The organism is Rhodoferax sp. (genome assembly GCF_028715765.1).
In the GTDB taxonomy this organism is placed as follows: domain Bacteria; phylum Pseudomonadota; class Gammaproteobacteria; order Burkholderiales; family Burkholderiaceae_C; genus Rhodoferax.
Window position 1 is genome coordinate 34,492 of sequence record NZ_JAQURE010000016.1, and the last position, 20,847, is coordinate 55,338.

Annotated in this window: 20 protein-coding genes and 1 tRNA gene; all 21 read right to left on the reverse strand. The window is 50.0% G+C overall.

The features are described from left to right. Window positions 1–10 precede the first annotated feature (10 nt). Entirely contained in the window at window positions 11–1,501 is a 1,491-nt protein-coding gene (nuoN, locus tag PHT20_RS07545; RefSeq protein WP_301020037.1) for an NADH-quinone oxidoreductase subunit NuoN, read from the reverse strand. A 37-nt stretch (window positions 1,502–1,538) separates the two neighbouring features. Then, a complete protein-coding gene (locus PHT20_RS07550; protein ID WP_301020038.1) occupies window positions 1,539–3,014 on the reverse strand; it encodes an NADH-quinone oxidoreductase subunit M in 1,476 nt (491 codons plus the stop codon). Window positions 3,015–3,027: 13 nt separating this feature from the next. Beyond that, a complete protein-coding gene (gene nuoL / locus PHT20_RS07555) occupies window positions 3,028–5,046 on the reverse strand; it encodes an NADH-quinone oxidoreductase subunit L (RefSeq protein WP_301020039.1) in 2,019 nt (672 codons plus the stop codon). A 4-nt stretch (window positions 5,047–5,050) separates the two neighbouring features. After that, window positions 5,051–5,359: an NADH-quinone oxidoreductase subunit NuoK gene (gene nuoK, locus PHT20_RS07560; protein ID WP_300083583.1), complete on the reverse strand. Its 309-nt coding sequence runs from the start codon at window positions 5,357–5,359 to the stop codon at window positions 5,051–5,053. Beyond that, window positions 5,356–6,015 (reverse strand): NADH-quinone oxidoreductase subunit J, encoded by a 660-nt coding sequence (locus PHT20_RS07565; protein ID WP_301020040.1) that lies wholly within the window; start codon window positions 6,013–6,015, stop codon window positions 5,356–5,358. The genes nuoK and PHT20_RS07565 overlap by 4 nt, the downstream gene beginning before the upstream one ends. 23 nt (window positions 6,016–6,038) lie before the next feature. Next, window positions 6,039–6,539, reverse strand: coding sequence for an NADH-quinone oxidoreductase subunit NuoI (nuoI, locus tag PHT20_RS07570; protein WP_301020054.1), 501 nt, complete (start codon window positions 6,537–6,539; stop codon window positions 6,039–6,041). Window positions 6,540–6,584: 45 nt separating this feature from the next. Further along, window positions 6,585–7,667, reverse strand: coding sequence for an NADH-quinone oxidoreductase subunit NuoH (gene nuoH, locus PHT20_RS07575; protein ID WP_301020041.1), 1,083 nt, complete (start codon window positions 7,665–7,667; stop codon window positions 6,585–6,587). Next, window positions 7,664–9,796: an NADH-quinone oxidoreductase subunit NuoG gene (gene nuoG, locus PHT20_RS07580; RefSeq protein WP_301020042.1), complete on the reverse strand. Its 2,133-nt coding sequence runs from the start codon at window positions 9,794–9,796 to the stop codon at window positions 7,664–7,666. The genes nuoH and nuoG overlap by 4 nt, the downstream gene beginning before the upstream one ends. Window positions 9,797–9,808: 12 nt before the next feature. Continuing rightward, a complete protein-coding gene (gene nuoF / locus PHT20_RS07585) occupies window positions 9,809–11,161 on the reverse strand; it encodes an NADH-quinone oxidoreductase subunit NuoF (RefSeq protein WP_301020043.1) in 1,353 nt (450 codons plus the stop codon). After that, window positions 11,158–11,649 (reverse strand): NADH-quinone oxidoreductase subunit NuoE, encoded by a 492-nt coding sequence (gene nuoE / locus PHT20_RS07590; protein WP_301020044.1) that lies wholly within the window; start codon window positions 11,647–11,649, stop codon window positions 11,158–11,160. Before nuoE ends, nuoF begins: the two co-directional genes overlap by 4 nt. Then, on the reverse strand, window positions 11,646–12,899 hold the full coding sequence (locus PHT20_RS07595; RefSeq protein ID WP_301020055.1) for an NADH-quinone oxidoreductase subunit D: 1,254 nt from the start codon (window positions 12,897–12,899) through the stop codon (window positions 11,646–11,648). Before PHT20_RS07595 ends, nuoE begins: the two co-directional genes overlap by 4 nt. A gap of 10 nt (window positions 12,900–12,909) precedes the next feature. Next, complete coding sequence (locus PHT20_RS07600; RefSeq protein WP_301020045.1) at window positions 12,910–13,521, reverse strand: NADH-quinone oxidoreductase subunit C; 612 nt, start codon at window positions 13,519–13,521, stop codon at window positions 12,910–12,912. Window positions 13,522–13,531: 10 nt separating this feature from the next. Continuing rightward, window positions 13,532–14,011 carry an NADH-quinone oxidoreductase subunit B gene (locus PHT20_RS07605; protein WP_223910790.1) on the reverse strand — a complete coding sequence of 160 codons (480 nt, stop codon included), beginning with the start codon at window positions 14,009–14,011 and terminating at the stop codon, window positions 13,532–13,534. Between the two features lie 4 nt (window positions 14,012–14,015). Then, complete coding sequence (locus PHT20_RS07610) at window positions 14,016–14,375, reverse strand: NADH-quinone oxidoreductase subunit A (protein WP_301020046.1); 360 nt, start codon at window positions 14,373–14,375, stop codon at window positions 14,016–14,018. A 59-nt stretch (window positions 14,376–14,434) separates the two neighbouring features. Continuing rightward, a tRNA-Leu gene (locus PHT20_RS07615) sits at window positions 14,435–14,519 on the reverse strand. Window positions 14,520–14,626: 107 nt separating this feature from the next. After that, complete coding sequence (gene secG / locus PHT20_RS07620) at window positions 14,627–14,980, reverse strand: preprotein translocase subunit SecG (protein ID WP_301020047.1); 354 nt, start codon at window positions 14,978–14,980, stop codon at window positions 14,627–14,629. A 31-nt stretch (window positions 14,981–15,011) separates the two neighbouring features. Then, the gene (gene tpiA / locus PHT20_RS07625; RefSeq protein WP_301020048.1) at window positions 15,012–15,761 is read right to left on the reverse strand and encodes a triose-phosphate isomerase; all 750 of its coding nucleotides are present in this window, start codon (window positions 15,759–15,761) and stop codon (window positions 15,012–15,014) included. Then, window positions 15,758–16,753 (reverse strand): NAD(P)H-quinone oxidoreductase, encoded by a 996-nt coding sequence (locus PHT20_RS07630; protein WP_301020049.1) that lies wholly within the window; start codon window positions 16,751–16,753, stop codon window positions 15,758–15,760. Before PHT20_RS07630 ends, tpiA begins: the two co-directional genes overlap by 4 nt. A 70-nt stretch (window positions 16,754–16,823) precedes the next feature. Continuing rightward, window positions 16,824–18,938: a polyribonucleotide nucleotidyltransferase gene (gene pnp, locus PHT20_RS07635; RefSeq protein WP_300083555.1), complete on the reverse strand. Its 2,115-nt coding sequence runs from the start codon at window positions 18,936–18,938 to the stop codon at window positions 16,824–16,826. 224 nt (window positions 18,939–19,162) lie between these two features. After that, entirely contained in the window at window positions 19,163–19,429 is a 267-nt protein-coding gene (gene rpsO, locus PHT20_RS07640; RefSeq protein ID WP_300083553.1) for a 30S ribosomal protein S15, read from the reverse strand. 120 nt (window positions 19,430–19,549) lie between these two features. Continuing rightward, the gene (locus PHT20_RS07645) at window positions 19,550–20,812 is read right to left on the reverse strand and encodes a branched-chain amino acid ABC transporter substrate-binding protein (protein ID WP_301020050.1); all 1,263 of its coding nucleotides are present in this window, start codon (window positions 20,810–20,812) and stop codon (window positions 19,550–19,552) included. Between the last annotated feature and the right edge of the window lie 35 nt (window positions 20,813–20,847).

Genomic DNA, 20,847 nt, shown 5'->3' on the forward strand with positions numbered 1-20,847 from the left:
GCAAGCCAACTCAACTGTTCAGCATTTGCTTGATGGCACTGGCACACAGGGTCATCAGCCCACCTGGCAATAAACCCAAAACCAGAAGCAATGCACCATTCAGGGACAAAACGGCATGAACTTCAAAAGGTGCAGTGACTGCGCCAGTTTGGGTGGGCACATCAAAATACATGACCTTCACCACACGCAGGTAGTAGAACGCCCCCACCAAAGACATCATGACCGCAAAAACAGCCAAAACCAAATGAAGCGTGCCACCTGATGCAATCAAGGCTTGCAAAACCGCAAGCTTGGCATAGAAGCCAATCATGGGCGGAATGCCGGCCAAGGAAAACAAGCAAATCGCCATCACACCCGCATAAAAGGGGCTACGTTGATTCAGACCCGCAAAATCGGCGAGTTCTTCACTCTCAAACCCATTGCGGGTCAACAACAAAATTACACCAAAGCTGGCTAAAGTCGTCAAAACGTAAGAAATCACGTAAAACATCGATGAACTGTACGCACCACCCGTGAGTTCGGGTTGACCACTCACGAAACCAGACATCATGCCAACCAAGACAAAACCCATGTGGGAAATGGTTGAAAAAGCCAGCATCCGTTTGATGTTGGTCTGCGCAATCGCAGCCAAATTACCAATGGCCAGAGACGCAATCGACAACAACATCAGCATTTGCTGCCAATCAAAAGCCAGTGGTGACAAGCCTTCTACCAAAATGCGAACGGTGACAGCAAAAGCAGCCAATTTAGGAGCGCCACCGATCATGAGTGTGATGGCAGTCGGTGAACCTTGATAGACGTCAGGAATCCACATGTGGAAGGGCACCACACCCAACTTGAAAGCCAGACCTGCCACCAAAAACACCACCCCAAACACCAGCACTTGATGATTCACCTGACCCGAACTGACTGCCTTCAGAACATCCTGCATGTTCAATGAGCCCGTGGCACCATAGATCATGGACATGCCATAAAGCAAAAAACCGGAAGCCAAGGCGCCAAGCACAAAATACTTCATGGCAGCTTCAATGGACTGAGTGTGATCACGGCGCAAGGCAACCAATGCATAACTTGACAGTGTCAACAACTCAATACCCATGTAAATCACAAGAAAGTTGTTGCCTGAGATCATGACGAACATACCAAGCAACGAAAAAATACTCAGTACAAACATTTCGCCACCACCCTTGAGCATGTCACGGTCAGCGGCATAAGGACGACCATAGACCAATGTGACCATCATGGCCAGTGTGGCAAAGCACTTCAGCCAATTGCCCATCACATCGCTGACGACCATGTGACCAAATGCATACAGGGTTTGACCCGTGCTTGCATAACTGGCCTGAAGGGCGGCCACTACAGCCAACGTCAACATGGTGACCACATAGGTTGCAGTCCGCGAACGACTTTTGACACTGAGGTCAAACAAAGCGATCACACACCCCATCAAAAGCAAAATTAACTCGGGGTAAACCGCAATCAAACTGAGTTTGTCAATCATAGGAATCTCTTATCTCGGTGTTATCAGGACAAACTGATCAATTCAGTTTCGATTGAGCCACATGCGTAAGCAATTGAGCAACAGATACATCCATCACATCCGTGAAGGGTTTGGGGTAAACACCCATGTATAAGACTGCAATGGCCAACAATGAAAGATAGAAAAATTCGCGTGAATTAATGTCTTTCAGGTGCTTCACATGATCGTTGGCTACTGGCCCAAAATACACACGTTTCACCATCCAAAGGGTATAAGCAGCTCCAAAAATCAAGGCGCTCGCAGCAGCCATGCCAACCCAGAAATTCACCTTGACAGCGCCCAAGATCACCATCCATTCGCCAACGAATCCAGCGGTACCAGGTAAACCACAATTTGCCATTGCAAAAAGCAGGGCAAACGCAGTGAATTTGGGCATGGTATTGACCACACCGCCGTAACTTGAAATCTCGCGTGAATGAACACGGTCATACAAGACACCAATGCCCAAGAACATGGCAGCAGACACGAAGCCATGGGAAATCATTTGCACGATGCCCCCAGCAAGTCCGAGATCGTTGAAGATGAAAAAACCAAGCGTGACAAAACCCATGTGAGCAACCGATGAATACGCCACCAGTTTCTTCATGTCCTTTTGCACCAGCGTGACCAAACCAACATAAATCACAGCCGCTAGAGAAAGGCCAATCATCAACCCAGCCCACTCATGCGATGCATCAGGCGTAATGGGCAAAGAAAAACGCAAGAATCCATAGGCACCGAGCTTAAGCATGATGGCGGCCAGAACTGCCGAACCGCCCGTAGGTGCCTCAACGTGCACGTCTGGCAACCATGTATGCACAGGCCACATAGGCACTTTGACAGCAAACGCAGCAAGAAACGCAAAAAACAAGAGTGTTTGAGGGGTCTGGGCAAGCGGTAGTTTGTGCCAAGTCATCAAATCAAAACTGCCACCTGAAGCGGTGTACAAATAGATTAATGCAATCAGCATCAACAATGAGCCCAGCAAGGTGTACAGAAAGAACTTAAAGGCAGCGTAGATTTTGTTGGGGCCGCCCCAGACACCAATGATCAGGTACATCGGAATCAGTGTGGCTTCAAAAAACACGTAGAAAAGCATGCCATCGAGCGCACAAAAGACACCAATCATGAGACCACTGAGGATCAAAAAAGCCCCCATGTACTGATTGACCCGTTTGGTAATCACTTCCCAACCCGCAATCACCACAATCACATTAATGAATGCCGTTAACAAAATGAACCAGATGGAAATGCCGTCAATGCCCAAGTGGTAATTGATGTTAAAGCGCTCAATCCAGGGCGATGTTTCGACAAATTGCATGGCTGCCGTCGCAACATCGAAGCGGGTGTAAAGAGGCAGTGTCACCAGCAAACTGACAATCGCACCAATCAACGCAATCCAACGAACAGCCTGAGCTTGATCATCACGACCAAGAGCAAGCAGCACCACACCAAATGATATTGGTGTCCAAATAGCCAGGCTCAGCAAACCCATTTTTATATTTCTCCTATTTGAGCCAGACGAAGTACGTCATCAAAACAAAAACACCCAATACCATGGTGAGGGCATAGTCATACAAATACCCCGTTTGAACTTTGCGCACGATGGATGAAACCCAACCCACAACACGCCAAGAACCATTCACCACAGCACCATCAATCACCGCTTGGTCACCCCCCTTCCAGAGGGCAATACCTAAACCACGGGTTGAAGGAGCCAAAACATGCTCATTGAACCAATCCATGTAGTATTTGTTTTCCAATATGATGTAAATCAATTCAAAGCGCCGCTTGATGGCAGCAGGCAGAGCTGGATTCACCATGTACATGTAGTAAGCCAAAACCACACCAGACAGAGCCAACCAAAATGGTGCAGCTGTCAAACCGTGCAATGCCATTTGAAGCGAACCATGGAATTCTTCACGCAAAATTTCCATAGCTTGATGAAATTCTGAATTAACAAAAATAGCATCACCAAAAAAATCACCAAAAAGCATAGGACTGATTGTGATAAATCCAATCAACACCGACGGAATGGCAAGCATGACCAACGGCACAGTAACCACCCAAGGAGATTCATGTGGCTTTTGGCTGCCATGATGATGTCCATGGTCATCATGAGTGTGGTGAACATCAGGATTTTGATCAAACCGCTCTTTGCCATGAAAAACCAGGAAATAAAGTCGGAACGAATAAAAAGCAGTCACAAATACACCAGCCAAAACAGCAAAGTAAGCAAACCCCGCAGCGGGCAACTGGCTAGCATGCACCGCCATGATGATTTCATCTTTGGAGTAGAAGCCGGCAAAAAGCGGTGTTCCGATCAGAGCCAATGAGCCTATCAAACTGGTGATCCAGGTGATGGGCATGTATTTGCGCAAACCACCCATCCAACGAATGTCTTGATTGTGATGCACACCCATGATGACTGAGCCTGCAGCCAAGAACAGCAAGGCTTTGAAAAAGGCATGCGTCATCAAGTGAAAGACCGCTGCCGAATAAGCCGAAGCACCCAAAGCCACCGTCATATAACCCAACTGGGACAGGGTTGAATAAGCAACGATACGCTTGATGTCATTTTGAATGATGCCCAGAAATCCCATGAACAGTGCTGTGATTCCGCCAATGATCAACACAAAGTTGAGAGCCGTGTCACTGAGTTCAAACAGGGGGGACATTCTGGCAACCATAAATATCCCAGCAGTCACCATCGTGGCCGCATGAATCAACGCCGAAATGGGTGTGGGGCCTTCCATGGAGTCAGGCAACCAGACATGCAATGGAAACTGGGCTGATTTGCCCATCGCGCCAATGAACAAGCAAATGCAAATGACGGTGACCAACATCCAATCTGTGCCAGGTAACATGAGCTTGGCAAGGTCAGCGGATTTAGCAAAGGTTTCCGTGTAATTGAGCGTACCGGTATAAGCTGCGAGCAGACCAATGCCAAGAATAAATCCGAAGTCACCAACCCTGTTGACCAGGAAAGCTTTCATATTTGCAAAAATTGCCGTTGGTTTATTGAACCAAAAACCAATCAGCAAATACGACACCAACCCAACCGCTTCCCAGCCGAAAAACAGCTGCAGCATGTTGTTGCTCATGACCAGCATCAACATCGAGAAGGTAAACAAGGAGATATAGGAGAAAAATCGGTTGTAGCCCTCATCTTCTTCCATGTATCCAATGGTGTAGATGTGCACCATCAAGGACACAAAAGTGACCACAGCCATCATCATGGCAGTCAATCCATCGACCATAAAGCCGATTTCCATCTTGAGGCCACCCACTACCATCCATGTGTAAATGGTCTCATTGAATCGTGCGCCATCCAAAGCGACGCTCTGAAGTGTCAAAGCCGAGAGCACAAAAGAAACAAATACACCCAGAATTGTCAGCGAATGTGACAAACGCCGACCGATGACATTGCCACCAAACTGTGTACCCAGCAGACCAGCCGCAACCGCCCCCACCAAAGGAGCAAGGGCAATCACCAAAAGTGTTGAAGTAGAAAGGGTTTGACTCATTTTGTTAACCCTTCAATGAATTGAGTTCGTCCACATTGATGGTCGATTTGTGACGGAACAGCAAAACCAGAATGGCCAGGCCAATGGCGGACTCAGCAGCAGCGACCGTCAAAATAAAGAAAACAAATATCTGCCCATTTAAGTCGCCTAAATAGTGAGAAAAAGCGACAAAGTTGGTATTCACAGCCAACAACATCAATTCGATTGCCATCAGCAAAACGATCAGGTTTTTTCGATTTAAAAAAATTCCTACCACTGAGAGCGCGAACAACATCGCTCCCAAAGAAAGGAAGTGACCTAAGGTGAGTGTCATGCCTTTTGCTCCAAAGTGGGTGCCTCAATCGGTGGCTGAGGCAAAGCAGGCTGAGTGGCTGCCATTTTGATAACCGTTAAGCGATCAATTGATTTCACATGAACCTGCTGGGAGGGGTCGATTGTTTTGACATCTTTACGGTGACGCAATGTCAGTGCAATTGCGGCGATCATGGCAACCAATAAAAGCGCGGCTGCCACCTCCAGGGGATAAATATAATGGGTGTAAAGCAACAAACCCAGTTCACGAGTGTTTGACACTGGCACACCCACGTGCCCCACCGATGCGGTCAACTTGGGATCATCAACGACATGAAAACCACCCATGAGAACCGCTGACATTTCCAACACAATCAAAACACCAACAACAGCAGCCAAAGGAAAGTGTTTCCAGAAGCCTTCACGCATCCCTTCGATCTTGACGTCAAGCATCATCACCACAAAGAGAAATAAGACCATCACAGCCCCGACGTAAACCAACACCAGAGTGATCGAAAGGAATTCAGCTTTCAATAACATCCAGATCATGGATGCTTGGAAAAATGACAGCACCAAAAATAGCACAGCATGCACAGGGTTTCGGGCGGTAATTACTCGAAACGATGACACCAGCAAAATTGCCGAAAATAAGTAAAACAAACCAGTCTTGACATCCATGGTTAACGTATCTTTCTTAGAAGTCAGCGGTACTTGGCATCTGCAGCCTTGTCAGCCGCAATTTGTGCCTCAAAACGATCCCCTACAGCCAACAGCATTTCTTTCGTGAAATAGAGATCCCCTCGTTTTTCGCCGTGGTACTCAAGAATGTTGGTCTCAACGATGGAATCGACTGGACAGCTTTCTTCGCAAAAACCGCAAAAAATGCACTTCGTGAGGTCAATGTCATAGCGATTTGTACGCCTAGACCCATCGTCACGCACCTCAGATTCGATAGTAATGGCCATGGCAGGACACACGGCTTCACACAATTTACAAGCGATACAGCGCTCCTCGCCATTTTCGTAACGGCGTAAGGCATGAAGACCCCGAAAGCGTGGTGACAGCGGTGTCTTCTCTTCAGGGTATTCAAGGGTAATTTTGCTGCGAAACGCATACTTACCCGTGAGTTTCATGCCTTTGAGCAACTCAACCAGTAAAAAACTGGAAAAGAAATCTTTTAATGAGAAAACTTGAGCTGGCATGGGAGCAACAGTATTGGTAGTTGATATAGACATAAGCAACTCAAATTAGATCCAAATGTTCCATGGGGTCTGAATCCAAACACCGATCACAACCAACCATACCAAGGTCACCGGAATAAAAATCTTCCAGCCCAATCGCATGATTTGGTCGTAACGGAACCTTGGAAACGTCACACGCACCCAAATGAAGATGGTCATTACAAAAAACGTCTTGAGTCCAAGCCAAATCCAGCCAGGAATGGCATTAAACAAAGCACTGTCAATAGGCGGCATCCAACCACCAAAAAACATGGTGACAGATAAAATAGAGAGCAGCCAGATACTGGCGTACTCAGCCATTTGGAACATCGCCCACGACATACCCGAATACTCCACCATGTGCCCAGCCACAATTTCAGATTCACCTTCGATCACATCAAACGGTGTTCGGTTTGTTTCAGCCAAGCCAGAGACAAAATACACAACCACAATGGGCAACAAAGGCAGCCAATTCCATGATAAAAAGTTCAATCCCATTTGTGCAAACTGACCCTTGCCTTGTGTCATGACGATGTCGGTCAGGTTCAAACTGGAAGAAACCATCAACACAATCAACAAGCAAAATCCCATTGAAATTTCGTAACTCACCATTTGAGCTGAAGCGCGCAAAGAGCCCAGAAAAGCATATTTTGAATTGGATGACCAACCTGACACGATCACGCCATAAACCTCCAAAGACGTGATGGCCATGAGAAATAACAGGCCTGCATTTAAATTGGCAACTGCAATTTCAGGACCGAAAGGAACCACCGCCCAAGCGGCCAATGCGGGTGCCACCGTCATCACCGGGCCAAGATAAAAAAGCACTTTATCGGAGGCTGCTGGACGAACAATTTCCTTGGTCATCAATTTCAAAGCATCGGCAATGGGTTGCAACAAGCCCCAGGGTCCAACCCGATTAGGACCCAATCGAATCTGAACCCAACCAAGCAATTTACGCTCCCAAAGCGTGGCGTAAGTGACAGCGGTCAGCACAATCATCAAAACAGCCACAACCTTCAGCAAAGCCCAGATCAGAGGCCACGCCATGGACGTCCACCAAGATGCGCCGAGCAGGTCATGCCCGAATGAAAACAAAAGATCACTCATGCTGTCACCTCTTGAGACTTCACAGACCTTGCATCCGCTGTCAACTGGAGTGAAGGCGCACGCCGAACAATGCCATCAAGTTGATACAGACTTGCCACCACCGGCGCACCTGCGTGTGCATTCAATTCAATAGTCGCAGAGGTACGGTTACTCAATTTTTCTCCCTCGACGTGAACCGTCTCTCCGAATTGCAAGCCAGTGATACTTTTCAGTACATCCTGTGAAGAGTTGTAATCAAACCCGGAAACCTCGAGCATATTGGCCAACACGCGCAATACCTTCCATGCCGGTCGTGTTTCTCCAAGTGGTTGAACCACTGCGTGAAAACTCTGGACAATTCCTTCGGCATTCACAAATGAGCCAGATGTTTCTGTAAAGGGAGAAACTGGCAACACCACATCACAAAACTGCATATTGGCTTTGAATGGGTTCAAGGACACAACCATATTGGCGCCGCTCATGGCTTCAAAAGCCTTTTGGTTCCAAACGCCATCAAACTCGGGTTCAGTGTTTAACAACAACACAGCTTTAAGTGCCCCTGCCAACATATCACTTGCATTTGATGCTCCGTTGACAGGTAGTGCACCGACCAATTGACCCCCGACAGTGTTTGCGGCTTCGGTTAAGTAACCAAAATCAGCACCTGTTTGGTCTGCGATCCATTGAGTGAGTGCCAGCAAACTTGAAGCCTGTGCATGATGTGCTGCGCCATTGCCCAGCAAGATGGCCTTGTGCTCACCTGCGAGCAAAGCACGCGCAATGATCACGGCACTCTCAGTCGCTTGCACAGGTGTCGGAGGCGTGCAACCCTTTTCTGCGGCAACCGCACTGGCAACCGAAGCCAGTGTTTGCACCCATTGATCAGCTTGAGCCTGAATTCTGGAATGAACAGGCATAGCCCAATCTTCAACACCCGAACCGATCGCGGTCAGCAAACAACCCTTGCGCACAGCCTGACGAATGCGTTGAGCGAAAAGAGGGTGATCTTTGCGCAAGTTAGAACCAACCACCAGCGCACTCTGCAAATTGGAAAGTGCCGCGATGGGCATGCCCAAATAACGAATGCCCTCGGGTGCAGGAAACTCTGCGTTTCGCAAACGGAAGTCGATATTAGACGAGCCCAAGCCCTTTATCAACTCAACCGACAGATAAAGCTCTTCCAATGTAGAGTGCGGGCTTACCAATGCCCCTAAGCTTGCAGCGCCAAACTCAGAACGAATTTGCTTCAATCCATTGGCAACATATTCCAACGCAGTCTGCCAATTCACTGATTTCCATTGACCACCTTGCTTGATCATGGGTTCAGTCAAACGCTCAGGGCCGTTCAAAGCTTCATAAGAAAACCGGTCACGATCAGCGATCCAGCATTCGTTCACTGATTCGTTTTCAAAAGGCACCACGCGCATGACCTGATTTTTTTTGACCTGAACAATCAAATTTGCGCCGGTGGAATCATGTGGACTCACGGATTTACGGCGAGACAATTCCCAGGTTCTGGCACTGTATCTGAATGGCTTGCTGGTCAATGCGCCAACAGGGCAGATGTCAATCATGTTCCCTGAAAGCTCTGAATCCACACTGTTACCGACAAAGCTTTCAATTTGAGAATGCTCACCACGATGGGACATGCCCAATTCCATGACACCCGCAATTTCTTGACCAAAACGCACACAGCGCGTGCAATGAATGCAACGGGTCATCTCTTGCATAGAGATCAAAGGCCCCACATCTTTGGGGATCACGACACGCTTTTCTTCATGGTAGCGGGATGTAGAGCCACCATAGCCGACTGCGATATCCTGCAACTGACATTCACCACCTTGATCACAAATTGGACAATCCAGGGGATGGTTGATTAGTAAAAACTCCATCACCGATTGCTGTGCCTTGATGGCTTTGTCTGTCTTGGTGTGAACCACCATACCTTGGGTTACGGGCGTGGCACAGGCTGGCATGGGCTTGGGCATTTTTTCGATATCAACCAGGCACATCCGGCAATTGGCCGCAATGCTGAGTTTCTTGTGATAGCAAAAATGGGGGATAAAGGTACCAGCTTTTTCAGCAGCGTGCATCACGGTGCTGCCTTCTGCAATGTCAACCTTTTTGCCGTCGAGTTCAATTTCAATCATCGTGTGACTCACTCAAACGTAAGCAGGAACCATGCAGGTCTTGTGAGCCACATGGTATTCAAATTCAGGCATGAAATGCTTAAGCATGGCACGCACGGGCATGGCCGCTGCATCCCCAAGCGCACAAATGGTGCGCCCTTGAATGTTTTCAGCGACAGAGTTCAACAGCTCTAAATCTGCTGTTTGACCATGCCCGGTTTCAATTCGATCCACAACGCGCGAAAGCCAACCGGTTCCTTCACGACATGGCGTGCATTGACCACAGGACTCGTGCATGTAAAAGTAACTCAGTCGTTGCAAGCTCTTCACCATACAGCGTGAGTCATCCAACACAATCACGGCGCCTGAACCCAGCATGGAACCAGCTTTGGCAATGGAGTCGTAGTCCATGGTGCAATCCATCATGACGGCGGCAGGTAACACCGGAGAGGACGATCCGCCAGGGATGACCGCTTTGATTTGACGGCCTTTGCGAACACCACCCGCAAGCTCAAGAAGTTTTACGAAAGGCGTTCCCATGGGCACTTCAAAGTTACCGGGGCGTTCAACATCACCACTTACAGAGTAAATTTTGGTGCCACCATTGTTAGGTTTGCCACACTCTAAATATGCTTGCCCACCGTTGCGAATGATCCAAGGCACAGCGGCAAAGGTTTCCGTATTGTTGATGGTTGTGGGTTTGCCATATAGACCATAACTCGCAGGAAATGGTGGCTTGAACCGGGGTTGGCCTTTTTTCCCCTCCAAAGATTCAAGCAATCCGGTTTCTTCACCACAAATATAGGCACCAAAACCATGCGCTGCATGAAGTTGAAAACTGAAGCCACTGCCCAAAATATTGTTACCCAACAAACCTGCCGCACGCGCCTCTTCAAGAGCGTCCTCAAAACGCTGATAGGTTTGAAAAATTTCGCCATGAATGTAGTTGTAGCCCACGGCAATGCCCATGGCGTATGCCGCGATGATCATCCCTTCAATCACAATGTGCGGATTGAACTGCATGATTTCACGATCTTTGCAGGTTCCAGGCTCACCTTCGTCCGAATTACACACCAGGTATTTGTCGCCAGGAAACTTACGTGGCATGAAGCTCCACTTCAGCCCAGTGGGAAAACCAGCGCCACCACGGCCACGCAAGGCAGATTCTTTGACTGTGGCGATCACTTGGTCTTGTGTCAAGCCAGCGCCGCCATCTAAACCAAGAACCTTACGCAGAGCCTGATAACCACCACGCGATTCGTAGTCTTTCAAATGCCAGTTACTACCATTCAAATCAGCATAGATTTGGGGATTGATGTGCCTGTTGTGCAAGCATGTCTCAGCACCACTGGCTCTGAATTGAGACAAAAATTGGTTTGCATTCATGACTTCACCTCAGTCGAGCGTAAACCGTCAATCATTTGATCAAGCTTGTCATTCGTCATAAAGCTGCACATGGTTGCGTCATTGACCAACAGCACAGGTGCGTCAGCACAAGCCCCCAAACACTCACAGGGTTGCAATGTAAAAAAACCATCAGGCGTGGTTTGGTTCTCATCAATGCCCAATTTGCTCTTTAAATGAGCCAAGGCCTTACCACCATCACGCAACTGACATGGCAAATTGGTGCACACATTAATCTTGTACTTGCCAACCGGTTTTTGGTTGTACATGTTGTAGAAACTGGTGACCTCATGCACAGCCATGGGAGCCATGCCAAGATAGTCAGCCACAGCCTGCTCACTCTCAGGGCTCACATAACCTAATTCTTGCTGAACAATGGCAAGACAAGCCATCACAGCCGACTGTTTCTGATCAGCCGGATATTTTGCAACTTCTTTGGCGAAGCGTGCTTTGGATTCTTCTGAAATCATCGGTCAACTTCCCCAAACACAATGTCCATGGTGCCAATGATCGCAACTGCATCAGCGATCATGTGCCCGCGTCCCATTTCATCTAGTGCAGCTAAATGAACGAATGCAGGCGGTCTGATTTTGAGGCGGTAAGGTTTGTTGGCACCATCACTGATCAAGTAAATACCAAATTCACCTTTAGGATGTTCGATACCCACATAGGCTTCACCTTCTGGGACAGGGAAACCTTCGGTGAACAACTTGAAGTGGTGGATCAGGTCTTCCATGTTGGTTTTCATGGATTCACGATCTGGCGGCGCAATTTTGTGGTTGTCCGTAATCACTGGCCCCGGATTCACTTTAAGCCAATCCACGCATTGTTTGATGATGCGGTTGGATTGCTTCATCTCTTCCATGCGAACGAGATACCGATCATAGGTATCCCCGGTCTTACCCACTGGAATATCAAAATCAAGCCGGTCGTAAACCTCGTAGGGTTGCTTTTTACGCAAATCCCAAGCGATGCCTGAACCGCGCAACATGGGCCCGGTAAAACCAAGATTCAACGCCCGCTCAGGTGTTACCACACCAATGCCCACGGTTCGCTGCTTCCAGATGCGGTTGTCGGTCAACAACGTATGGTATTCAGCCAAATAAGTTGGAAAACGTTGCGTGAAATCATCCAGGAAATCCAGCAAACTTCCTTCGCGGTTGCGATTTAAAGCTGCAGTTGATTTGGCACTGCGAATTTTGTTGGCTTGGTGTTTAGGCATTGTGTCAGGCAAATCCCTGTACACACCACCGGGACGAAAGTAAGCAGCATGCATACGCGCACCACTCACGGCCTCATACGCATCTAACAGGTCTTCACGCTCACGAAATGCAAACAGCATCACGGTCATTGCACCGCAGTCAATGGCGTGAGCGCCAACCCACAACAAATGATTGAGCAAGCGTGTGATTTCAGCAAACATCACCCGGATGTACTGGGCTCGCAAGGGCACTTCAAGCCCAAGCATTTTCTCCAGAGCCATGCAATAGGCTTGCTCATTGCACATCATGGACATGTAATCCAGCCGATCCATGTACGGAAGTGCCTGAATATACGTTTTGTTTTCAGCCAACTTTTCAGTGGCACGGTGCAACAAACCAATATGCGGGTCGGCGCGCTGGATCACCTCACCATCGAGCTCCAACACAAGGCGCAACACGCCGTGAGCGGCAGGGTGCTGCGGTCCGAAATTCAGGGTGTAATTCTTGATATCAGCCATGTTTGAACTGCTAGTTAGCAAGGCCTCCGTAGTTTTCTTCACGGATGATGCGGGGTGTGATTTCTCGCGGAACAATCGTCACGGGCTGATACACCACACGCTTTTGCTCTGCGTCATAACGCATTTCGACATGACCGCTGATTGGGAAATCCTTGCGAAAAGGATGACCGATAAAACCATAGTCCGTCAAAATTCGACGCAAGTCGTTGTGTCCTTCAAACACAATGCCAAACAAGTCAAAAGCCTCGCGCTCAAACCAGTTGGAACTACTCCACAAATCACACACTGAAGGCATCACCGGAGCTAGATCGTCAGGCACAAACGCTTTCAGGCGCACACGTTGATTCAGACTCACAGACAACAAATGCAGAACCACACAGTAGCGCAAACCTGTCTGTGGTTGATTTTTGTAGGTAGAGTAATCCACCCCACACAAGTCAATCAATTGCTCAAAGCAGCAAGTCGAATCATCACGCAAAATTTTGGCAGCCTGGTAATAGTTGGCCGCATCAACCACCACGGTCAACTCATCCAAGGCCAGTACGCAGCTCTGAACCAACCCCTGCAGGGCTGTCTCAACATTGGCTTTGAGAGTAAGTGAATTAACAGCATAAGAAGTCATCGTCAAGCCTTTACGTCCGTGCGATCGTTTGTGTGCGACGAATTTTTCGCTGCAATTGCAAAATTCCGTAGATCAACGCTTCCGCCGTAGGTGGACAACCTGGCACATACACATCCACCGGCACAATGCGGTCACATCCCCTGACCACCGAATAGCTGTAGTGGTAATAGCCCCCACCATTGGCACAAGAACCCATGCTGATGACCCAGCGTGGCTCAGCCATCTGGTCGTACACCTTGCGAAATGCGGGTGCCATTTTGTTGGTCAAGGTGCCCGCCACAATGATCAGGTCAGACTGACGTGGACTCGGACGAAACACCTCAGCACCAAAGCGACTGATGTCATAACGCGCTGCTGCAGCGTGCATCATTTCCACCGCGCAACATGCCAAACCAAACGTCATAGGCCAGACTGAGCCCGTCTTGGCCCAGTTCACCACTGCGTCATAACTTGTGGTGACAAACCCTTCTTTGAAAACACCTTCAATCATCGTGTTACTCCCAATCCAGGGCGCCTTTGATCCACATGTAGACAAAACCAATCGTCAGAATGGTCACAATTTCCAAACCCACGAAAAAGCCAAACAAACCCAGCTCTTTCAAAGTCATGGCCCAGGGAAACAACAGCGCGGTTTCCAGGTCAAACAAAATGAACAAAATGGCAATCAAGTAATAGCGAACGTCGAATTTCATTCGCGCATCACCAAATGCTTCAAAACCGCACTCGTAAGGGGAATTTTTTGCAGTGTCAGGACGATTGGGTCCTAAGACATAACCGATAACCTGAGGCGCAACGCCTACCGCGATACCAATCAAAATGAAAATCATGACTGGCAAATATTGATCAAGATTCATGGTGTGACTTTGATTCAATTTTGAACCGAAACATTGAGGTGTTTCAGTTCATATTTATTTGGTGCCGTCGGCGAGACTCGAACTCGCACAGCTTTCGCCACTACCACCTCAAGATAGCGTGTCTACCAATTTCACCACGACGGCTTATAAGGTTGATATGAACCAAACGTTTACATTTTGTGATCAACCAACCCCAACGAGTTTACCCTGAAATCCGTACATTCTCAGAGGGTGAGCGTGCTTCAAGCCAATTATTTGGCAGGAATTTGCGCTGCGCCAGATGCAGCCGAAACCGGTGCAGAAGCAGCACTCGATGGCACTGTCAATGCCGCATTTTCCAGCACACTACCCGATGACACAGCAACACGTGGCGTACCAAAATAAGCCAAAGCAAGCGTACTGGCAAAAAAGATAGACGCAAGCACCGCCGTGGTTCTAGACAAGAAATTCGCACTGCCACTGGCACCGAACAAACTTCCCGAACCACCGCTACCAAACGCAGCGCCCATGTCAGCCCCTTTTCCGTGCTGCACCAAAATCAACCCGATCATGGCAACCGCAGAAATCATTTGCACAGCCAACAAAATTGTCAACATCACATTCATAAACTACTCCAAAAAAATATCGCTGTTCACATCAGCATGAAACTGCTGCAGCAATGATGGTTAAAAAATCTTGTGCTTTAAGCGCTGCACCACCAATCAAACCACCGTCAATATCGGGCTGCGCCAACAACTCAGACGCATTGACAGCATTCATGCTGCCGCCGTAAAGCAATTTAATTCTGTCTGCATGGGGTGTTGCAGCCTTCAATTGCGCGCGCAATACGGCATGAACATGCTGAGCTTGCTCTGCAGTGGCAGACAGACCCGTACCAATCGCCCAGACTGGCTCATAAGCGACAACGACTTCACTGATGCAATGACCATTGGCATGAATCACTGCTGCCAATTGACGTTTGACCACTTCTTCGGTCTTGCCGGCTTCACGCTCAAACAGCGATTCACCCACACAAACAATAGGCGTCATACCGCAGCCCAGTGCTTTTTGAGCCTTCAAAGCCACAGTTTCATCGGATTCACCGTGGTATTGACGCCGCTCTGAGTGCCCCACAATCACATAGCGCAAACCAAATTCTTTCAGCATGGCAGGTGCAATCTCACCGGTGTAGGCACCAGCGTCATGGCAAGAAATATCTTGTGCACCCAAGGCAATTGCACTATCTGTGAGCAAACCTTGACACTGCGCAAGGTAGACAGACGGCACGCACACTGCCACATCACATGTCGGTTCACCCAAACCAGACAGCAGCTGACTGATCAGTCGTTCGTTGGCTGCCAAACTGCCGTTCATCTTCCAGTTGCCAGCAATCAATTTTTTCTTCATGAGTTTTCCCAATTCAAAACAATTTTCCCAATGTGCGTGTTCGACTCCATCAAGGCATGGGCTTGTGCAGCGTCGCCAGCATCAAAAACACGGTGAATCACAGGCTTAATCTGGCCAGAAATTAAAAGTGGCCACACTTGCTTGACACAGGCCTGTGCAATGGCCGCTTTAAAAGCCACCGAACGCACGCGAAGTGTGGAACCGGTAAGGGTCAAACGCCGACGTAAAAGCACACCGGCATCGAATTCACCCTTCACGCCGCCTTGCACCGCAATGATGACCAGCCGACCGTCCTCTCTCAGACTCAGCACTTCCTTGGCAATGTAACCACCAGCCACCATGTCCAAAATCACATCAACCCCTTGACCCTGGGTCAAACGAGCCACTTCACTCTGAAAATCGTGGGTTTTGTAGTTGATGGCCGCATCTGCACCCAGCGCCACACATGCCGCACACTTTTCATCGCTGCCAGCGGTTGCCAGCACGCTTGCACCCAAAGCTTTGGCCAGTTGAATGGCCATCACCCCAATGCCGCTGGTGCCACCTTGAATCAGCACGGACTCCCCGGCCACAAGACGCCCGCGATCAACCAAATTGCTCCAGACCGTGAACAATGTCTCTGGCAAACTGGCTGCTTGAATATCGGTTAACCCAGCAGGCACAGGCAAACACTGCGCCACGGGTGCCACACACCATTGTGCGTAGCCACCGCCAGACACCAGTGCACACACCCTGTCACCCACTTGAAACCCTGCTTGCGACAAGGCCTGGAAATCGCCACTTTCAATCACGCCGGCAACTTCCAACCCCAAAATATCTGAAGCACCCGCTGGTGCCGGGTACAGACCCTTACGTTGCAGCACATCGGGTCGATTCACGCCACTGGCACTGACCTTGATCAGCACCTCACCCACGCCCGCCACGGGCACAGGGCGTTGAGCCAGGCGCATCATCTCTGGCGCACCAGCTTGGGTGACTTCAATAAATTTCATTGAAATAGTGCTCTATAGCTTATAGATAAAGCGTAACTAGCTATTAAATTAATAGCTAGTTACAAGTACATTAAGCCCGATTTTCTTGTGCTGGACGCTCCAACAACGCTTTCATGGACAACTTGACGCGACCTTTTTCATCGGTTTCCATGACCTTGACCTTGACGATCTGGCCTTCTTTCAGGTAATCGGTGACTTTTTCCACGCGCTCGTGGGCGATTTGGCTGATGTGCAGCAAACCGTCTTTGCCAGGCAGCAGGTTGATCAGGGCGCCAAAGTCCAAAATCTTCACCACCGGACCTTCGTAGACCTTGCCAATTTCAACCTCAGCGGTAATCTGCTCAATGCGGCGTTTGGCTTCTTCGGCCTTGGCCGGATCAGCCGACGCAATGGTGATGGTGCCGTCTTCGTCAATGTTGATTTGGGTACCAGTTTCTTCGGTCAACGCACGAATCACTGCGCCACCCTTGCCAATCACATCGCGAATTTTCTCGGGATTGATCTTCATGGTGAACAGGCGCGGTGCAAAGGTGGACACCTCGGTTTTGGCAGTGCCCATGGCTTCCACCATCTTGCCCAGAATGTGCATGCGAGCTTCCTTGGCTTGAGCCAGCGCCACTTGCATGATCTCTTTGGTGATGCCCTGGATTTTGATGTCCATTTGCAAAGCGGTGATGCCGTTGGTGGTACCGGCCACCTTGAAGTCCATGTCACCCAGGTGGTCTTCGTCACCCAAAATGTCAGTCAACACCGCAAAGCGGTTGTCTTCCTTGATCAGACCCATGGCAATACCAGCCACATGTGCTTTCAACGGCACGCCAGCATCCATCAGGCTCAGGCAACCACCGCACACCGATGCCATGGACGACGAGCCATTGGATTCGGTGACTTCAGACACCACACGCATGGTGTAGGGAAAATCTTCCTTGTTGGGCAGTACCGCAACGAGGGCGCGCTTGGCCAGGCGGCCATGACCGATTTCACGACGTTTCGGTGTGCCCACACGACCGGTTTCACCGGTGGCAAAGGGAGGCATGTTGTAGTGCAGCATGAAACGGTCTTCGTAGTCACCGCTCAGGGCATCAATGCGTTGCGCATCGCGCTCTGTACCCAAGGTGGTCACCACCAAAGCCTGGGTTTCACCACGGGTAAACAAAGCGGAGCCATGGGTGCGAGGCAACACGCTGTTGCGGATTTCGATCGGGCGTACAGTGCGTGTGTCGCGGCCGTCAATGCGCGGTTCACCTGCCAGAATCTGACCACGCACCAGACGTGCTTCAATGTCAAACAGCAGGCCTTCCACCTTGACCGAATCAAACGCAACGCCCTGCTCTTTCAAGCCAGCCATGACATCGGCATAAGCGCTGCGGCAGGCTTGGGTGCGGGCTTGTTTGTTGCGGATTTGGTAGGCCGCAGTCAACTTGTCGTTGGCCAATGCGTCCACTTGCCCAATCAGCACCTCATCACGCGCTGGCGCTTGCCAGTTCCAGGCGGGCTTGCCAGCATCGCGCACCAAGTCATGGATGGCGTTGATGGCGATGGCACCTTGCGCATGGCCAAACACCACCGCACCCAGCATGATTTCTTCAGACAGTTGGTCGGCTTCCGATTCCACCATCAACACAGCGGCTTCAGTGCCCGCCACCACCAAATCCATCTGGCTGGATTTGCGTTGGGTTTGACCGGGGTTGAGCACGTATTCACCGTTGATGTAACCCACGCGAGCCGCACCGATGGGGCCGCTGAACGGAACACCGCTGACCGACAACGCGGCGCTGACGGCAATCATGGCAGCGATGTCGGCATCGACTTCAGGATTGAGCGACAAGGTGTGCACCACCACATGCACTTCATTGAAAAAGCCTTCAGGAAACAGCGGACGAATCGGACGGTCAATCAGGCGACTGGTGAGCGTTTCAAACTCGCTGGGACGGCCTTCGCGCTTGAAGAAACTGCCGGGAATCTTGCCTGCAGCGTAAGATTTTTCAAGGTAATCCACCGTCAAAGGAAAGAAATCTTGCCCTGCTTTGCCTTCGGTCTTGGCCACCACGGTGGCCAGCACCACCGTGCCATCCATGTCCAGCTTGACCGCGCCACTGGATTGACGCGCGATTTCGCCGGTTTCCATGGTGACGGTGTTTGAACCCCATTGGAAGGTTTTGCTAACTTTATTGAACATTGACATGTGTAAATCTCCTGTGAATTTGGGGGATGCAGGCCACCCCACCCGAGCCCGGAAGCCGCAACACAGAACACGATGCCATTCCAAAGCCCGCCTGCAGCAGGACGCGCAAGACTTTGGAATGACACAGCTTCGCTTGTGTTTATTGCCGCTTTCGACGTAAAAAGAAGTAAAAAACGCCTGAGCTAGTGACCTAACTCAGGCGTTCGTCATATTTTTAAAACCAATTACTTACGCAGACCCAGTTTGGCAATCAGTGCCAGATAACGGTCAGCGTCTTTGCTCTTGAGGTAATCCAGCAGCTTGCGGCGGCGGCTCACCATCCGCAGCAAACCGCGGCGACCATGGTGGTCTTTGGCGTGGGTTTTGAAGTGAGGCATCAACTCATTGATGCGGGCGGTCAGCAGCGCCACTTGAACTTCAGGGCTACCGGTGTCACCGGCGGAACGTGCGTTGTCTTTGACAACTGCGGCTTTGATACTGGATGCAATCATGAGATTTCCTGTTTGAATTGAACTTGCGTCAGGCACTGGAACTGCCCCTGACGTGCTTTTCTACCTGTTGTAGAGCCAGTGATTATAGCCAGAGGCCTCCACCCGCCTGACTACCTCGTGTCAAGGCCGCTGCATCTGGCAGCTGCTGGGCTGTTCAGCCTGAGCCGCGGCCATGGTTTTAACCACCCTAAAGCCATAACCAGACCCCTCCACATCAAACTTCACACCAGGTGCGCCCAGCTTGTCCATCACCCCCACCACCAGCGGTTGCTGAAACTGGTGATCTTGCGCGCGCATGCTGCCAGTTTGTGAGCTAAAAGTGAGGCTAACCCTTTCCAGCATTGCAGCAACAGCTATTGAATTTACAGTACCCGCTTGGTCAATGGCCTGTGCCAGTGCCCGCACCATCAGCTGCATGCGCATGTGCACATAGTCGTCAGCGGGGTTGGGAAAACGCGCCCTGAAGGATTTGTAAAACGCTTCACTCTGGGTGTTTTTAACATTGGGCAGCCAGTCGGCCACCGCCAGCACTTTGCCAATACCGGCGTCGCCGATGGCTGCGGGCGCACCCAGCGCATTGCCATAAAAAGTGTAAAACTTGCCCTCAAAACCCACATCTTTCGCCGCCTTGATCAACAACGCCAAGTCGTTGCCAAAATTACCGGTGATGACCGCTTGCGCCCCGCTGGACTTGATTTTGCTGGCATAGGGCAGGAAATCTTTGACGCGTCCAATCGGGTGCAACTCTTCACCCACCAGCGCCACATCGGGTCGCAGCTCGGCCAATTGGCGCTTGGCTTCGCGCGCCACGGCGTGACCAAAACTGTAATCTTGTCCAATCAGGTACACGCTTTTCAGTGCCGTGTCGGCCTTCAACACCGACATCAAAGCCGTCATGCGCATGTTGGCATGGGCATCAAACCTGAAATGCCAATAGCTGCACTTCTCATTGGTCAGACTCGGATCAACCGCCGCATAGTTCAAAAACAGCACGCGTTTGTCTGGCTCGCGTGCGTTGTGCTTGTTGATGGCGTCAATCAAAGCCGCAGCCACGGCAGACGAATTGCCCTGCAAAATAAACCGCGCTCCGTCATCAATGGCCGCCTTCAGCACCGACAAAGCCTCTTCGGTTTGCCCTTTGCTGTCGTAGCGTGTGAGCAGCAACAGGTGTTTCGCTGTGGTGCTGCCCGATGCAGTCTTCAAGCTCACACCGCCTGCGGCATTGACCTGCTCCACCGCCCATAGCAGGTTGCGAAAAACAGCCTCTCCCGTGTTGCCAAAAGGCCCACTCAAGCCCTCAATCATCGCCAGCTTGATGGGCTCTGCTGCCACCTGAACCGCCTGAGCCCATGGTGACAACGCCAGCACCCAAGTCAAAAACATGAGCTTTAAAGCTTTTTCAAACATATTCAACATAT